The sequence below is a fragment of the Geodermatophilus sp. SYSU D00815 genome (assembly GCF_054050035.1).
This window is the reverse complement of sequence record NZ_JBJGYO010000005.1, coordinates 46,336-61,463: the sequence shown is the minus strand read 5'-3', so window position 1 is coordinate 61,463 and position 15,128 is coordinate 46,336. Positions and strand designations below refer to the sequence as shown.

At 75.3% G+C, this 15,128-nt stretch carries 14 protein-coding genes; 8 read left to right on the top strand and 6 right to left on the bottom strand.

Annotation, left to right across the window (positions count from 1 at the left end; genetic code table 11):
* The first annotated feature begins 114 nt into the window (after positions 1-114).
* Genes ACI78S_RS07645 through ACI78S_RS07630 form a run of 4 tightly spaced genes read left to right on the top strand, consistent with a single transcriptional unit; the run spans position 115 to position 3,318 of the window.
* Positions 115-1,086: an NAD(P)-dependent oxidoreductase gene (locus tag ACI78S_RS07645; RefSeq protein ID WP_456971816.1), complete on the top strand. Its 972-nt coding sequence runs from the start codon at positions 115-117 to the stop codon at positions 1,084-1,086.
* Positions 1,083-1,859, top strand: coding sequence for a creatininase family protein (locus ACI78S_RS07640; protein WP_456971814.1), 777 nt, complete (start codon positions 1,083-1,085; stop codon positions 1,857-1,859). Before ACI78S_RS07645 ends, ACI78S_RS07640 begins: the two co-directional genes overlap by 4 nt.
* Positions 1,856-2,935 carry a Gfo/Idh/MocA family protein gene (locus ACI78S_RS07635; protein ID WP_456971812.1) on the top strand — a complete coding sequence of 360 codons (1,080 nt, stop codon included), beginning with the start codon at positions 1,856-1,858 and terminating at the stop codon, positions 2,933-2,935. The genes ACI78S_RS07640 and ACI78S_RS07635 overlap by 4 nt, the downstream gene beginning before the upstream one ends.
* A gap of 11 nt (positions 2,936-2,946) precedes the next feature.
* Positions 2,947-3,318 (top strand): cupin domain-containing protein, encoded by a 372-nt coding sequence (locus ACI78S_RS07630; protein WP_456971810.1) that lies wholly within the window; start codon positions 2,947-2,949, stop codon positions 3,316-3,318.
* 259 nt (positions 3,319-3,577) lie between these two features.
* Here the strand turns inward: ACI78S_RS07630 and ACI78S_RS07625 are convergent, their stop codons facing one another.
* The 4 genes from ACI78S_RS07625 to ACI78S_RS07610 are packed head-to-tail and all read right to left on the bottom strand — an operon-like array spanning position 3,578 to position 7,216.
* Positions 3,578-4,615, bottom strand: a complete 1,038-nt coding sequence (locus ACI78S_RS07625) for an ABC transporter substrate-binding protein (RefSeq protein WP_456971808.1) — start codon at positions 4,613-4,615, stop codon at positions 3,578-3,580.
* Positions 4,616-4,665: 50 nt separating this feature from the next.
* A complete protein-coding gene (locus ACI78S_RS07620; RefSeq protein ID WP_456971806.1) occupies positions 4,666-5,520 on the bottom strand; it encodes an ABC transporter permease in 855 nt (284 codons plus the stop codon).
* Positions 5,517-6,353, bottom strand: a complete 837-nt coding sequence (locus ACI78S_RS07615; RefSeq protein ID WP_456971804.1) for an ABC transporter permease — start codon at positions 6,351-6,353, stop codon at positions 5,517-5,519. The genes ACI78S_RS07620 and ACI78S_RS07615 overlap by 4 nt, the downstream gene beginning before the upstream one ends.
* A gap of 2 nt (positions 6,354-6,355) precedes the next feature.
* Complete coding sequence (locus ACI78S_RS07610) at positions 6,356-7,216, bottom strand: ABC transporter ATP-binding protein (RefSeq protein WP_456971802.1); 861 nt, start codon at positions 7,214-7,216, stop codon at positions 6,356-6,358.
* Between the two features lie 241 nt (positions 7,217-7,457).
* Between ACI78S_RS07610 and ACI78S_RS07605 the strand changes: the two genes are divergently transcribed.
* Both ACI78S_RS07605 and ACI78S_RS07600 read left to right on the top strand, forming a co-directional pair.
* On the top strand, positions 7,458-8,474 hold the full coding sequence (locus ACI78S_RS07605) for a LacI family DNA-binding transcriptional regulator (protein ID WP_456971800.1): 1,017 nt from the start codon (positions 7,458-7,460) through the stop codon (positions 8,472-8,474).
* Positions 8,471-9,643 carry an MFS transporter gene (locus ACI78S_RS07600; protein WP_456971798.1) on the top strand — a complete coding sequence of 391 codons (1,173 nt, stop codon included), beginning with the start codon at positions 8,471-8,473 and terminating at the stop codon, positions 9,641-9,643. Before ACI78S_RS07605 ends, ACI78S_RS07600 begins: the two co-directional genes overlap by 4 nt.
* Before the next feature lie 3 nt (positions 9,644-9,646).
* On the opposite strand, the gene ACI78S_RS07595 is transcribed toward ACI78S_RS07600, so the two are convergent.
* A complete protein-coding gene (locus tag ACI78S_RS07595) occupies positions 9,647-10,549 on the bottom strand; it encodes a LysR family transcriptional regulator (RefSeq protein ID WP_456971796.1) in 903 nt (300 codons plus the stop codon).
* Positions 10,550-10,619: 70 nt separating this feature from the next.
* On the opposite strand from ACI78S_RS07595, the gene ACI78S_RS07590 reads away from it, so the two are divergent.
* Together ACI78S_RS07590 and mug are read left to right on the top strand one after the other, a co-directional pair.
* Entirely contained in the window at positions 10,620-11,606 is a 987-nt protein-coding gene (locus tag ACI78S_RS07590) for a YeiH family protein (protein WP_456971794.1), read from the top strand.
* Positions 11,607-11,620: 14 nt separating this feature from the next.
* Positions 11,621-12,130 (top strand): G/U mismatch-specific DNA glycosylase, encoded by a 510-nt coding sequence (gene mug / locus ACI78S_RS07585; RefSeq protein ID WP_456971792.1) that lies wholly within the window; start codon positions 11,621-11,623, stop codon positions 12,128-12,130.
* Here mug and ACI78S_RS07580 read toward each other — a convergent pair.
* Positions 12,066-15,017, bottom strand: a complete 2,952-nt coding sequence (locus ACI78S_RS07580) for a BTAD domain-containing putative transcriptional regulator (protein ID WP_456971790.1) — start codon at positions 15,015-15,017, stop codon at positions 12,066-12,068. The genes mug and ACI78S_RS07580 overlap by 65 nt on opposite strands.
* Positions 15,018-15,128: the final 111 nt, after the last annotated feature.

Below are 15,128 nucleotides of genomic sequence, written 5' to 3'. Positions count from 1 at the left end.
GCGATTGTCAAGGAGGGAACGCGCCGGGCCGGAAAGCCCGCGTCAGCGGCCGTGCTTGACGTGCGCAATCGTTTGGGCAACAGTGGCGCCGTCGTCGTCCGGGAGGTGAGGCGCGTGACAGCGCGGACGGTCGCGGTGCTGGGCACCCGCTACGCCGACCTGGGCATCGAGGAGGAGGTCCTCGGCCCCCTCGGCGCGACCCTGGTGCTCGGCGACGGCGGCAGCGCGGAGGAGGTCCTCGCCGTCGCCGCCGACGCCGAGGTGGTGCTCGCCGGGTCGCGCCCGCGCTTCGACGCCGCCGTCCTCGACCGGCTGCGCTGCCGGGGGATCGTCCGCTACGGCATCGGTGTCGACACGATCGACCTCGCCGCGGCCCACGAGCGGGGCATCGCCGTGGGCCGGGTCGCCGACTACGGCACCGAGGCGGTGGCGGTGCACGCCGTCGCCGCGGCGCTCGCGCTGTTCCGCCGGCTGCCCGAGGCCGACCGCGCGGTCCGCGCCGGCGGCTGGGGCGTGGCCGGGCTGCGGCCGCTGCACCTGCCGAGCGCGTCCACCGCCGGCGTCGTCGGCTACGGCCGCATCGGCCGCCGGGCGGCCGGCTACCTGCGGGCGCTGGGGTTCACCGTGCTCGCCCACGACCAGTACGTCGACGTCCCGGCCGCGGACGGCGTGGCCGCCGTGCCGCTGGAGGAGCTGCTGGAGCGCAGCGACGTCGTCACGCTGCACGCGCCCGGCGACCCGTCGGGCCGGCCGCTGCTGGGGGCCGCCGAGCTGGCCGCGATGAAGCCGGGCAGCGTGCTGGTCAACACCGCCCGCGGCTCGCTGGTCGACCTGCCGGCGCTGCTCACCGGGCTGGCCGCCGGCAGCCCGGGCCGGGCAGCGCTCGACGTCTACCCGGCCGAGCCCGTGGACGCCGCGGTGTTCGCGCCGGTGGCCGAGAAGGTCCTGCTGACGCCGCACATGGCCTGGTACACCGACGAGTCGGAGGCCGACATGCGCCGCAAGGCCGCCGCGGAGGCCGCCCGCCTGCTGCGCGGCGAGCCGCTGCTCGACCCCGTGGTCGGAGGAGGGGGAGCCCGGGCATGAGGTACGACCTCGCCGACATGACGAGCCCGGAGGCGGCCGAGGCCGTCGCCCGCTCGCGCACCGCCGTCCTGCCGATCGGCAGCATCGAGCAGCACGGCCCGCACCTGCCCAACGGCACCGACACCTTCGCCGCCGAGCTGGTGGCCCGGGAGGTCGCCGACCGGCTCGACGCCGTCTACGCGCCGTTCGGGCCGTACGGGGTGACGCCGATCCACGCCGGGCACCCCGGCACCGTCACGCTGCGCCGCGAGACGTTCGAGGCGCTGCTCACCGACGTCTGCACGGAGCTGGTCCGCATGGGGGTGGAGACCTTCGTGCTGGTCAACTGGCACGAGGGCAACACCGCGTCGATGAACGCGGTCGCCACCGACCTGCAGGACCGCTTCGACTGCACCTTCGTCGCCGCCCAGGCCTGCTACGTCGCGCAGCGGCTCTACCGCGACGAGGGCGGGGAGCTCACCCACGGCGGCGGCATCGAGACCCTCGCGGTGCTCGCCCACGACCCGGCGCTGGTCAAGACCGAGCGCGCCGGCGAGCCGACCCGACCGCCGGGCGCGCTGGAGATGGACGCCATGCGCCGCTCGCACGAGGTGTACGGCTTCATCACCGACGTCTCGGAGCTCGCCTCCGACGGCTGGTACGGCAACCCGGGGTGGGCCACGCCCGAGCGTGCCGCCACCTTCTCGAAGGTCGTCGCCGACGGGGTCCTGGAACTCCTCGACGTCGTCTTCGCCGCCCGCGACATCCGACGCTCCGGAAGGCAGGACCCATGACCCAGGACGGCTCCACCAGCGACCGGGTGCGGCTGGCATCTGTCGGGCTCGGCCGCTGGGCCCGCGTGCTCGCCCGCGGCGCCCAGCGCGGCGACGCCGTCGAGCTCTACAGCTGCTTCAGCCGCGACGAGGCCAAGCGGACGGCGTTCCAGGAGGAGTTCGGCGTGCCGCACGCGGCGTCGTCCTACGAGGAGCTGCTCGCCGACCCGGGCGTCGAGGGCGTGCTGGTCACGACGCCGAACGACACCCACATGGACGTGATCACCCGGGCGCTGGAGGCGGGCAAGGCGGTCTACACCGACAAGCCCATCGCGCACACGCTGGAGGACGCCAACCGGATCGCCGCCGCGGTGGCCGCCACCGGGCAGGTGTTCGCCGTCGGGCACAGCTCGCGGCGGCTGTCGGGCCACCGCGAGATGAAGCGCTGGATCGACGAGGGCCGGATCGGGGACGTCTCGCTGGCCGAGGCGAACTTCTCCAACGAGCGCGGGCTGGAGCTGACCCCGCAGACCTGGCGCTACTACGCGGACAAGAGCCCGGGCGGGGCGTTCATCCAGCTCGGCGTGCACCACGCGGACACGCTGCAGTTCCTCCTCGGCCCGGTGAAGAGCGTCACCGCGCACGCGCGCAAGCTCTACACGAGGTCCGAGGTGCCCGACGCCGTCATGGCGATCCTCGAGTTCGAGAGCGGCCCGCTGGGCTACATCGGCACCGGCTGGGCCTCGCCGGGGGTCTACACGATGAACCTGCTCGGCACGAAGGCCAACCTGATGTACGACCTCGACTTCACGCACTGGGACGACTCGCACCTGGCCGACGACTGGTCGTCGCTGAGGTCGCAGTTCTACGGCGAGTCGGTGCGCCAGCAGGTCGAGCTGCCGCGCACCGACATGTTCCGCGAGCAGCTCGAGGAGTTCGGGCTGGCGATCCGCGGCCGGGCGACCGTCGAGGTCGGCGCCGTGGAGGCGGTGCGCGCGCTCGGCGTCGTCCGGGCGGTGCTGGAGTCCTCCGCGCGCAACGGCGAGGCCGTGCTCGTGGAGGAGGTCATCGAGAAGGCCGGCGTCGAGGTCGCGTAGGGGAGCGGCCGGTGCCCGTCGTCCGGGCCGGGCAGCTGGACTACGTCCGGCTGCCCGGTCGCCTGTCCGCCGACCCGATGCCGGCCGGCCTGGCCGTGGGGGCGAGCGCGCGCGTCGTGCGCATCGCCCCCGGGCCGCGGACGCCGCACGTGCACCCGCACAGCGCCGAGGTGGTCTACGTCGCGTCCGGCACCGGCACGGCCTGGGAGGACGACGTCCCCTCCGCCGTCGCCGCGGGCGACCTCGTGGTGGTCCCACCGGGGGTGCCGCACGCGACCGTCGCCTCGGGGACGTCGGACCTCGTGCTGGTCTGCTTCTTCCCGCACCCCGACCTGCGCGCCAACCTGCGGGAGCTCCCCGGCCCCGAGCGCACCGCCCTCTGACGCCCGCCCGCCGTGCGACATCGGCGGTGTCGCACGTCCTCGGGGCCGAAAGCGTGCGAGAGCGCCGATGTCGATGGGACCCCGCCCCGACGCACTCCGGTCGCGGTTCCTCGGCGAGCTCCAGCCGGTGATGTGCGCGGAGTGCCCTCTCCCGGCGGACGAAAGGGCACCCGGCGCACAGGATCCACCGCCTCCGGCCCCGGACAGCACTCGGCGCCGACCGCGTCCGTGCGGCCGGCGCCGAGGCGCTGGGGTTTGGTCAGACCTCGCCGGGCTCCACCTCGAGGCCGAGCTTCTCCTGGACCTCGGTCAGGCAGGAGAAGTCGACGTGCTCGCGCCAGTCGAAGCCTTCGGGCACGTTGCCCGCGTCGATCATGGCCTGGTTCCACGTCTCCCAGGTGTCGAGCGGGGAACCGCCGTTGAGCGACCAGTTCTGCTCCATCTCGATCTGCCACTCGTCGAGGTCGCCCTCGCTGGGCTCCTCGCCGTACTCCGCGGCGATGTCGAGCGCGGCCTGCTGGTTGTCGGTGTACTGCGGCCCCGCGGAGATCCACTGCTTGGCGGCGATGCGGCCCTCGAGGTACGCGCACACCGCGTCGCGGTTGTTCTCCATGGTCTCGGCGGTGACGACCCAGACCTCCTGGGGCACCCGCTGGTACTCCTGGACGATCATCTGGCCGCCCTCGGCCTCCAGCGGCAGCACGTGCCGCGGCTGCAGCGCCGCGACGTCGATCTGCCCGGCGAGCAGGGCCTGCAGCCGCTCGTCGGAGCCGCCCTCGATCTGCACCCACTCCATGCTCTCGGGGTCGACGCCGAGGCCCTCGAGCATCTCCTCGCCGACGGTGATGTTGCGGTCCCCGGCGGCGCCGCCGCTCATCTTCAGGCCCTCGAGGTTGTTCGGGTCCACGCCCGCGCGGATCCCGAGGAAGTACGCCTCGGCGTCCTTCTCCACGCCGATGACCTTCATCGGCACGCTGCCCTCGGCCAGGGCCGACCAGATGACGTCGCTCTCGCCCTGCGCCACCCAGACGTCGCCGCCGGCCAGGCCGGCGATGTACTCGTCGGTGGCGAAGACCTCGGCCGGCTCGGTGAACCCGAGGTCGGGCCAGTAGTCCTTGTCGGCCACCATCCAGGCGAGCTGGTTCATGAAGTCGTCGCCGTCGATCGCCAGGCGCACCTGGTTCAGCTCGCCGCCGTCGGATGACCCGCCGCCGCCCCCGCCACCGCCGTCGGACCCGCAGGCCGCCGCGACGAGCGCGGTGGCGAACAGGATCGCCGGCACCCGGAACTTGTGCATGGTTTCGTCCTTTCGTAGACGAAGTGCCCGTGACGACGACGTCACGCGTCCTAGGCCCGCCACACCGAGACCTTGCGCTCGAGCAGCTGGGTGAGCCCGACCATGGCGACGCAGAAGAAGACGAAGATGAAGAGCATCGCGTAGGTCTGGGCGCTGTTGAACGTCTTGGACGACAGCGCGATGATGTAGCCGATGCCGTTCGCGGCGGTGAACAGCTCGCCGATGAACAGGCCGATCAGGCCGCGCGAGACGCCCATCCGGATGCCGGTGGCGATGAACGGCACGGTCGAGGGCAGCACGACCGAGCGGTAGAGCCGCGGCCGGGTGGCCCCGAACGAGCGCGCCGCCTTGAGCAGCGAGTTGTCGACGGTCTTGACGCCCTCCATGACCACCACGAGCGTCGCCGGCACCGCCGAGAGCACGATGATCACGATCCGCGCGGTGTCGTTGATGCCGACCCACAGCACGATCAGCGGCATGAGGATCAGCCGGGGCGTGGTGTAGAGCGCCCACACGTAGGGGCTGGTGATCCGGTCGATGATCCGGACGCCGCCGATGATCAGGCCGGCCGGGATCGCGATGGCGATGGAGATGACCATCCCGACCACGTAGACCCACAGGCTCTTGCCGAGGTTGCCCCAGAGGATGCCCTGCTCGTTCATCCGGACCAGCTGGTCCCACACCTCGGTGACCGAGGGCAGGAACAGCTTCGGGATGTCGGTGTAGGTCGCGGCCAGCTGCCAGATGGTGAAGAAGATCAGCAGGTTGATCGTGCCGATGACCCAGCGCTGCTTGCGGCTGTAGACCTTGCGCCGGCCGTACCGGTACCTGCGGCTCGGCCGCTTCGACGGCGCGGTGACCGACGTGGGGACCGTCGTGGGCGCGATCGATCCGGTGGCGGTCACAGGACGACCTCCTCACGCCAGCGGCTGGCGTAGCTCTCGAGCCGGCGCGACAGGCTCACCAGCACCAGCGCGAGGGCGATCAGGGTGGCGATGAACGCGAACATCCGGGCGGTGTCGAGGTCGCGGGCCGACCGGATCACCTCGGTGCCGATCCCGCCGGTGCCGACGGTGAGCTCGATGACCAGCAGGCCGACGAACCCGCGGGAGATGCCGTTGCGCACGCCGCTGGCGATGAACGGCAGGGTGCTCGGGACGACGACCTTGCCGAACAGCTGCAGCCGCCCGGCGCCGAAGCTGCGGGCGGCGCGGAGCAGCCCCTCGTCGGTGGTCTGCACGCCGTCCTTGGCCGACAGGATGATCGGGATGATGGCCGAGAGCACGACCAGCCAGATCTTGATCTCGGCGCCGAAGCCCAGCCAGAGCACCATGAGCGGCGCCAGGGCGATGCGCGGCATCGCGAAGAAGCCCCACAGGTAGGGCGAGGTGATCAGGTCGGCGGTGGGGGACATGCCGATCGCGACGCCGAGCGGGATGCCGACGACCAGGGAGATCAGCAGGCCGATCGACATCGCGTACATGCTGTCGGCGGTGGCCTCCCACATCGACCTGTCGGCCGCGGCCGCGCCCCACTCCTCGGCGACCGGGACCGGGCCGGGGAACAGGATCGGGCTCGGGTCGAAGAGCACGACCGCCAGCTGCCACACGCCGATGAAGACGACGAAGGCGAGCACGCCCGGGCCGCGCTTGCGCAGCAGCCGGGAGGCGAACGACTGCTGCTTCTTCGGGCTGCGCGCCCGGGAGGGGGTCGCGGCCGGGGTGGCGGTGGCGGTCATGGTCAGACGCCGCCCGCGTTCGCCACGGGACCGTTGGCGCCGATCGGCTCGGCGAGCTCCGACCGCTCGGGGTGCTCCTCGGACAGCAGCTGCCAGACCCGGTCGCGCAGCGCCTGGAACTCGGGCAGCTGGCGGCTGGCCCGGCTGCGCGGCCGCGGCAGGTCGACCTCGATGATCTCCTTGATCCGGCCCGGCCGGTTGGTCACCACCGCGATCCGGTCGCCGAGGGTGATCGCCTCGTCGACGCCGTGGGTGATGAAGATGATCGCCTGCCCGGTCGCGGCGACGATCCGGGTCAGCTCCTCCTGCATGATCTCGCGGGTCATGGCGTCGACCGCGGCGAAGGGCTCGTCCATGAGCAGCAGCCGGGGCTCGGTGACCAGGGCGCGGGCGAGGCCGACCCGCTGGCGCATGCCGCCGGAGAGCTCCCTGGGGTAGGCCCTCTCGAACCCCGCGAGGCCGACCATCTTGATGTAGCGGGCCACCTTGGCGCCGGTGTCGGCGTCGACGCGCCCCTGCATCTCGAGGCCGAAGCGGACGTTCTTCTCGACCGTGCGCCACGGCATGAGGGCGTAGTCCTGGAAGACGACGGCGCGGTCCGGGCCGGGCCCGGTGACCTCCTTGCCGAACACCTTCACCTCGCCCGCCGCCGGCGGCACGAGCCCGGCGACGACGTTGAGGAAGGTGCTCTTGCCGCAGCCGCTGGGGCCCACGACCGCCAGGAACTCCCCGTCGGCGACGTCGAGCGTGAAGTCCTCCAGCGCGACGAGCGTGTCCTTGTTCCGGGTCCGCTCGTACTCGACCGAGACCCCGTGGGCCTCCACGGCCAGCGTCCTGCCCAGCCGGTCCTGACCTGGTGCCACGTGCATCGACTCCCTTGTCCTGCGTCCGACGCGCCACGGGCTCGAGCGGGGTCCGTCAGCTCTCGGAGCTGCAATCGATTGCCTCGGCGGGAAGTATCGTCAGAACCGCCGCAGATGTGTCAAGGGTTACACCGACATCGCAGCCAAGTTGCTGTTTGCGGGGTCACCGGGGGGACGGCGGCGGTCGCCGGCGCGCGCGGGACGCGGCTCGGGCGAGTACCGGATGCGTACGATTGCAGTCATGCGCCCGCCCACTCTCCGTGACGTCGCCGAGGCCGCGTCGGTGCACGTCGGGACGGCGTCGCGCGCCCTGAACCCGGACAGCCGCGGCCGGGTCAGCCGCAGCACGGCCGACCGCGTGCTCCGCGCGGCCCGCGAGCTCGGCTACCGGCCCAACCCGATGGCGCGCAGCCTGCGCACCGCGCGGACCGACACGGTGGGCCTGGTCGTCCCCGACCTGACCAACTCCCTGGTGGCCCCGCTGGTGCGGGGCGCGGAGAGCGTCCTGGCGCCCGCCGGCTACGACGCCTGGATCGTCAACACCGACAACGACCCCGAGCGCGAGCGGGCGCTCATCGACTCGCTGCTGGGCAAGCAGGTCGACGGGCTCATCGTGGCCACCGCCTCCCTCGACGACGGGTGGCTGGAGGCGCTGCACGCCGAGGGCGTGCGCATGGTGCTGGTCAAGCGCCTGCTCGCCGGCGCCTCGATCCCGTCGGTCACCGCCGACAACGCCGCGGGCGTCGCCCTCGCCGTCGACCACCTCGTCGCCCTCGGCCACCGGCGGATCGCGCACGTGGCCGGGCCGGAGAGCCTGTCGACCGGCACGATCCGGCGCCGCGGCTACCTGCAGGGGCTGCGCGACCACGGGCTGCCCGAGGACCCGCGGCTGGTGGTCAGCTGCGCGAGCTCCACCGAGGAGGAGGGGGCCCGGGCGATGGCCGCGCTGCTCGACAGCGGGGTGGGGTTCACCGCCGTCGTCGCGGCGCACGACCGCTCGGCGCTGGGTGTCTACGACACGCTGGCCGCCCGCGGGCTGCGCTGCCCCGACGACGTGAGCGTCGTGGGCTTCAACGACATGCCGCTGATGGACAAGATGCACCCGCCGCTGACCACCGTCCGGGTGGGGCACCACGAGATGGGCGCAGAGGCCGGCCGGCTGCTGCTCGACGTCCTCACCGAGCCCGACCGCCCCGCCCGCGCCGTGCTGCTGCGCCCCACCCTCGTCGTCAGGTCCTCGACCGCGCCGCCCCGGTGAGCCGCCGGGGCGGGGGACTGGCCTGGCTGTTCGTCCAGGCGGCGCTGCTGCACGCCTCGTACGGCGTGGTCCGGCCGATGATCAGCTACCGGGCGCTCGACCTCGGCGCCGGCAGCGCGGCCCTCGGGGCGCTGGCCGCCGCCTTCGCCGTCCTGCCCCTCCTGCTCGCCTTCGCCGTGGGGCGGCAGGCCGACGTCCTCGGCCCGGGGCGGCTCGTGGTCGGCGGCGCCGTCCTGCTCGCCGCCGGCAGCGTCGCGGCCCTGCTCGCGCCCGGGCTGGTCGTGCTCGTGCTCGCCGCGGCGGTGCTCGGCTTCGCCCACCTGCTGGGCATGGTGGGCCAGCAGACCGTCGTCGCCCGGCTGGACTTGGGCAGCGACCGCGACCGCGGATTCGGCTCGCTGACCGCCGCGGCGTCGGTGGGGCAGATGGTCGGGCCGGCCGCGGCGCTGCCGCTGGCCGGCCTCCTCGCCACCGACCGGCTGCCCGCGGGGGTGGTCGGGCTGGCCGTCGCGGCGGTCTTCGCGGTGGTGGCGCTGCCGCTGGCGCTGCGGCACGGCCGGCGGGTGCGCCCGGTCGCCGCGGCGGCGGGGGAGCGGACGTCGTCGCGGCGGGCGCTGGCGGTGCTGCTGCGCACCGAGGGCATGGGGCCGGCCGTCCTCGCCAGCGGCACCGTGCTCGCCGCGCTCGACCTGCTGCTGGCGTTCCTGCCCGCCTGGGCCGAGGAGCACGGCGTCCCGGTGGCCGTGGTCGGCTGGCTGCTGGCGCTGCGCGCGCTGGTCTCGCTGCTCTCGCGCGCCCTGGTCGTTCGGCTCATCGCGCTGTTCACCCGCCGCTGGACGCTCGTCGGATCGCTGCTCATGGGGATCGCCGGGCTGGCGCTGCTGCCGTTCGTCGACGTCGCCGGCGCGGTCGTCGTGATGCTCCTGCTCGGGGTGGGGCTCGGGCTGGCCCAGCCGATGACGCTGTCGTGGGTCTCCGCCCTCTCCGCCCCGGAGCTGCGCGGCTCGGCGGTCGGCCTGCGGCTGACCGCCAACCGGCTGGCGCAGACGCTGCTGCCGCCGGCGCTGGGCCTGGCCGCCGCCGGCAGTGGCAGCGCGGGGGTCTTCCTGGGCAGCGCCGGGGTGATCGCCGTCGCGACGGCGGCGGTGCTGCGCCGGTCCCCGGGGTGACCGTCAGCCGGGGCGGCGGGTCAGCATCGCCAGCAGGTCGGCGGCGGGTCCGCTGGGGCGGGTGCCGGTCCGCCAGACCGCGCGCAGGGTGCGGCGCAGCTCGAGCCCGCTGGTGGGCACCTCCACCAGCGCGCCGGCGGCCAGGTCGGCGGCCACGACCAGCTCGCTGAGCAGCGCCGGGCCCGCGCCCGAGACCACGGCCGTGCGCACGGCCGTGCCCGAGCCCAGCTCGAGCAGCGGCCGCGCCACCGGCAGCCCGGTGGCGCGCAGCGCCCGGTCGGCGGTGTCGCGCGTGCCCGAGCCGGGCTCCCGGGTGATCAGCGGCGTCGCGGCCAGCTCGGCGGCGGTCACCGGAGCGGCCCGGCCGGCCCACTCGTGCCCGGGGGCGACGACGAGGACCAGCCGGTCGTGCCCGACGGGAACGCACTCCAGCCCCTCGGCCGCGCCGGGCGACTCGATGAAGCCGACGTCGACGCCGTCGTGCCGGGCCAGCTCGCACACCCGGGTGCTGTTGAGCACCTGCAGCCCCACGTGCAGGCCCGGGGCGTCGCGGCGCAGCGCGCCGATCCAGCCGGGCAGCAGGTGCTCGGCGACGGTGAGGCTCGCGGCGATCGACAGCTCCGCCTCCCGGTGCCGGCGCAGCGCCGCGGCGCCCTCGGTGAGCACGGCGAGCTCGGCGAGGACCCGCGCCGCCCAGCCGGCGACGACGGTGCCCTCGGCGGTCAGGACCGAGCCGCGGCGGCTGCGGTCGACCAGCTGCAGGCCGAGCCGGCGCTCCAGGGCGCTGAGCCGCTTGCTCGCCGACGGCTGGCTGATGCGCAGCGCCGTGGCCGCCCCGGTCAGGCTGCCGTGCTCGTCGACCAGGACGAGCAGCTGCAGCGACTCCACGTCGGGCACCCCCGCCATTCCCGCAGGCTATGACCTACGGCACACCCCGTGGCTACCGCGGCGCCGGGACACCCCCGAAAGTGCTGGTGTGGCCCGCACCGCCGTCCCGTCGCCGAGCCGGCCCGCGCCGCTGGCGCCGGGGCTCGCGGTGGCCGCGGCCGGCACGGCGGCCGCCCTGGCCCTGAACGGCGTCGTCCCGGCCGTGAGCGCGCTGACCGCCGCGGTGGTGCTCGGCGTCCTCGCCGGCCCGCTGCTGCCGGCGGCCGCGCGGGCGGGGCTGGGCTGGGGCACCCGGCGCTTCCTGCGGCTCGGCGTCGTCCTGCTGGGCCTGCAGCTGGGCGTCGACGCCGTCGCCGGCCTGGGCGCCGGGACCGTCGTCGCGGTGGTGGTCACGGTCGTCGCCGCCTTCGCGGGGACGCTGCTGCTGGGCCGCCTGGTCGGCGTCCCGCCCGGGCTGACCCTGCTGGTCGCCACCGGCTTCTCGATCTGCGGGGCGGCGGCGATCGCCGCGATGGGCAGCGTGGCCCGGTCGCGGGACGAGGACGTCGCCACCGGCGTCACCCTGGTGACGCTCTACGGGACGGCGGCGATCGCGCTGGTGCCGCTGGCCGGCGCCGGGCTGGGCCTGGACGAGGAGGAGCTCGGCGCCTGGGCCGGGCTGGCCGTGCACGAGGTCGCCCAGGTGGTGGCCGCGGCCTCGCCGGCGGGGGCGGCGGCCGTGGGGATCGCCGTCGTCGTGAAGCTCACCCGGGTGCTGCTGCTCGCGCCGATGGTGGCCGCGGTGGGCGTGGTGCGCCGGCAGGACGAGGCGGGGCGGCGGCCGCCGCTGGTGCCGCTGTTCGTGCTCGGCTTCCTGGCGATGGTCGCCCTGCGCGGCACCGGCCTGGTGCCCGAGCCCGCGCTGGCCGCGGCCCGGGGGACGACGACGGTGCTGCTGGCCGCCGCGCTCTTCGGCCTCGGGACGGCGGTGCGGCTGGGCGCGCTGCTGCGGACCGGCCGCCGCGGCCTGCTGCTCGGCGGCCTGTCCACGCTGCTCGTCGGGCTGACCGCGCTCGGCGCCCTGGCGCTCACCTGACGCAGACTGACCGTGTGCCGGACGCCAAGCCGCTGCGCGACGTGATCGCGCCCGACCTCGACGTCCTCTTCTGCGGCATCAACCCGTCGCTGCTCTCCGCCGCCCGCGGCCACCACTTCGCCCGGCCGGGCAACCGGTTCTGGCCCGCGATCCACCTGGCGGGGCTCACCCCGCGGCGGATGACGCCCGACGAGGACGCCGAGCTGCCCCGCTACGGCCTGGGGATCACCAACGTCGTCGACCGGCCCACCCGGACGGCGGCGGAGCTGACGCCGGCCGAGCTCGAGGCCGGCGCCGCCGCGCTGGCCGCGCTGGTGGCCGCCCACCGGCCGCGGGTGCTCGCCGTGCTCGGCGTGACCGCCTGGCGGCAGGCGTTCCGGCGCCCGGAGGCGGTGCTCGGGCTGCAGCCGGAGCGGGTGGGCGGCGCGGCCACCTGGGTGCTGCCCAACCCGAGCGGGCTCAACGCCCACCACCAGCTGGCCGACCTCGCCCGGCTCTACGCCCAGGTGCGCCCGGACGCGTAGCGCGGCCCGGCTCAGGTGGCGGGCACGTCGCGCAGCACCGCGCCCCGGGGCGCCCGGCGAGGCGCTCGAGCAGCGCCAACCCGCCGGCGAGGCCGAGGGCGCGGCCCTCGTCGCGGGCGGCCTCGAACGCGGCGGCGTCCAGCGCCGCCTGCGTCCTCTCCACGTAGCGCCCGCCGTCGACCGGGTCCATCCGCAGCGGGTCGTAGCCGACCAGGCGCGACTGCTCGTCGACCGTGCCGAGCAGGACGGCGGCCGAGCGCGGGTCGCCGGCCGCGGTGGCCGCGCCCGCGGCGGTGAGCAGGCCGGCCAGCGTGGAGGTCCGGTCGCCGTCGGCCATCGCCAGCCCGGTGGCCGCCGCCACGGCCTGCAGCGCCTCCGGGCCGCGGTCGAGCTCGATGAGCACCTTGGCGCGGATCCACCGCGCCGAGCACTCGGCCCACGTGTGGCCGAAGCCGCGGGCCAGCTCCGCCGCCCGGTCCAGGTGCTCCAGCGCGGCCTGCGGGTTGCCGTCGGCCCGGGAGAACTGGCCCAGGGTCATCGCGATCTCCGAGCGCACCCAGTCGATGCCGCAGACCTCGGCGACCGCCATGCCGCGGGCGACGTCCTTGGCGGTCTCGTTCTCCTTGTCGACGTGCCCCAGCAGGGCGCGCACGAAGCCGCGCAGCACGAGCGCGAGGGCGAGGATGCCCTCCTCCTCGCTCGGGGTGATCGCGATGATCTCGTTGGTGCGGTCCCAGATGGAGGGCACGTCGCCGGTGAGGTAAGCCAGCAGCGCGTCGCCCAGCAGCGCCTGCATGCGCACCGGCACCGGCGCGTCGGGGGCGGCCTTGAGCGCGTCGGCCAGCCACTGGCGGCCCTCGGCCACGTAGCCCCGGCGGTACCACCACCAGCCCAGCGACCCGGCGATGCGCAGCGCCACCGTGCCCCGGCCGGCCGCCAGCGCGTGCGCCATGGCCGCCCGCAGGTTGGGCTGCTCGTCGTCGAGGCGCCGCCAGTTCAGCGCGGAGTCGCGCCGGCGCAGCGTCGGCTCCAGCCGCTCGGCCAGGTCGGCCATGAAGGCGGCGTGCCGGTCGCGCAGCAGGTGCCGCTCCTCGTCGCCGAGCACCGAGTCGGCGTACTGGCGCAGCGTCTCGAGCATGCGGTAGCGGCCGCGGGCGTGCTCCACCTCGACCAGCGACTGCGCGGCCAGGGCCCGCAGCGCGTCGAGCGTGCCGCCGCCGTCCGGGCCGGCGACCGCCTCCACCGCGTCGGCGGAGAAGCTGCCCGCGAACACCGAGACCGCCCGGAAGACGGCGAGCTGCCGCTCGTCGAGCAGGTCGACGCTCCACTGCACGGTCGCGGCCAGCGTGCGCTGGTGCGGGGGAGCGGTGCGCCAGCCGCCCGACAGCAGCGCGAAGCGGTCGTCGACGCGGGCGGCGACCTCAGCCAGCGGGAGCGTGGTGAGGCAGGCCGCGGCGAGCTCGACCGCCAGCGGGAGCCCGTCGAGCTCCGCGCAGACGGTGGTGACCAGGGCGAGGTCCTCGGCGGAGGGGGCGGCCAGGTGCGGGGCGGCGAGCCGGGCCCGGTCGAGGAACAGCCGGGCGGCGTCGCTGTCGGCGTCGCCGGCCGCCATCGGACCGCACGGGACGACGGCCTCGCCGAGCAGTCCCAGGGGTTGGCGGGACGTGGCGAGCACCCGCAGGTCGGGGCAGCGGGCGAGCAGCGCGGCGGCGATCTCGGCGGCGGCGTCGACGACGTGCTCGCAGTTGTCGAGGACCAGCAGCGACGGCCGGCCCTGCAGCGCGGCGACCACGGCCGCGACGGCGTCGCCGGTGGTGAGGTTCACCCCCAGCGCGGTGGCGATCTGCGGCGCGACCAGCGCGGGCTCCGCGACGCCGGCCAGCTCGACGAACGCCGCCGGGACCTCGGCCGCGCGGCGGCGGGCCGCCTCGAGGGCCAGCCGGGTCTTGCCGCTGCCGCCCGGCCCGACCAGGGTGACCAGGCGCTGGGTAGCGAGGGCGCGGCCGAGGTCGTCGAGCTCGCGCTCGCGGCCGACGAAGGCGGTGAGCGGTCGGGGCAGGCGGTCCGGCGGCGGCGGGACCGGCGCCGGGCGCGGCGCCGGCACGCGCGCCGGCTCGGCCGCGGTCAGCTCGGGGTCCTGCCGCAGGATGCGCTCGTGCAGCGCCTGCAGGTCGCGGCCGGGGTCGACGCCCAGCTCCTCGACCAGCAGCCGGCGGCCCTCGTCGTAGACCTGCAGCGCCTCGGCCTGGCGGCCGCCGCGGTACAGGGCGAGCATCAGCGAGCCGCGCAGCCCCTCGCGCAGCGGCTCGGCGCGCACCAGCTCGCGCAGCTCCTCGACCAGCTCGGCGTGCCGGCCCAGCCGCAGGTCCAGCTCGGCGGCGAGCTCGCGGGCGTCGAGGCGCAGCTGCTCGAGCCGGGCGGCCTCCTCGACCGCGAAGGCCTCGGCGACGTCGGCGTACGCCGGGCCGCGCCAGAGCTCCAGCGCCTCGCCGACCACGGCCCGGGCCTGCTCGGTCTCGTCCCGCTCGGCGTGCGCCCGCGCGGCGCGCAGCAGCGCCTTGAAGCGCACCGCGTCGACCGTCTCGGGGTCGACCGCCAGCCGGTAGCCGGGGGCCTGGGTGACCAGCACCTGCCAGGCGCCCCCCGCGACGTCCGGCTCGAGCTCGCGGCGCAGCTTGGAGACGATCGCCTGCAGGGTGCCGAGCTGGGCGGTCGGCGGCGAGCCGTCCCACACCCGCTCGACGAGGACGTCGAGCGGCACCGTGGATCCCGCGTCGACGAGCAGGGCCGCCAGGACGGCGCGGTGGCGCGGGGTCTGCCGGGGCACCGGCCGGCCGTCGGACCAGACCTCCACGGGACCCAGCACGCGGAAGGTGCGGGTAGTCACGCCCGCGAGGATAAGCAGCCGGCACGGCGAAACCCGTGTAGCCGCTCCACGTTTCCGCCGGTCGGGGGGCACCCACCTGCACCCCAAGGGGACCCGAAGGCGGCGCCAAGG

Excerpts from the sequence above, each read along its gene's own strand:
- ACI78S_RS07615 (WP_456971804.1), bottom strand. The coding sequence starts at position 6,353 with ATGACCGCCACCGCCACCCCGGCCGCGACCCCCTCCCGGGCGCGCAGC.
- ACI78S_RS07595 (WP_456971796.1), bottom strand. The coding sequence starts at position 10,549 with ATGGCGGGGGTGCCCGACGTGGAGTCGCTGCAGCTGCTCGTCCTGGTC.
- ACI78S_RS07640 (WP_456971814.1), top strand. The coding sequence starts at position 1,083 with ATGAGGTACGACCTCGCCGACATGACGAGCCCGGAGGCGGCCGAGGCC.
- ACI78S_RS07605 (WP_456971800.1), top strand. The coding sequence starts at position 7,458 with ATGCGCCCGCCCACTCTCCGTGACGTCGCCGAGGCCGCGTCGGTGCAC.
- ACI78S_RS07625 (WP_456971808.1), bottom strand. The coding sequence starts at position 4,615 with ATGCACAAGTTCCGGGTGCCGGCGATCCTGTTCGCCACCGCGCTCGTC.
- ACI78S_RS07635 (WP_456971812.1), top strand. The coding sequence starts at position 1,856 with ATGACCCAGGACGGCTCCACCAGCGACCGGGTGCGGCTGGCATCTGTC.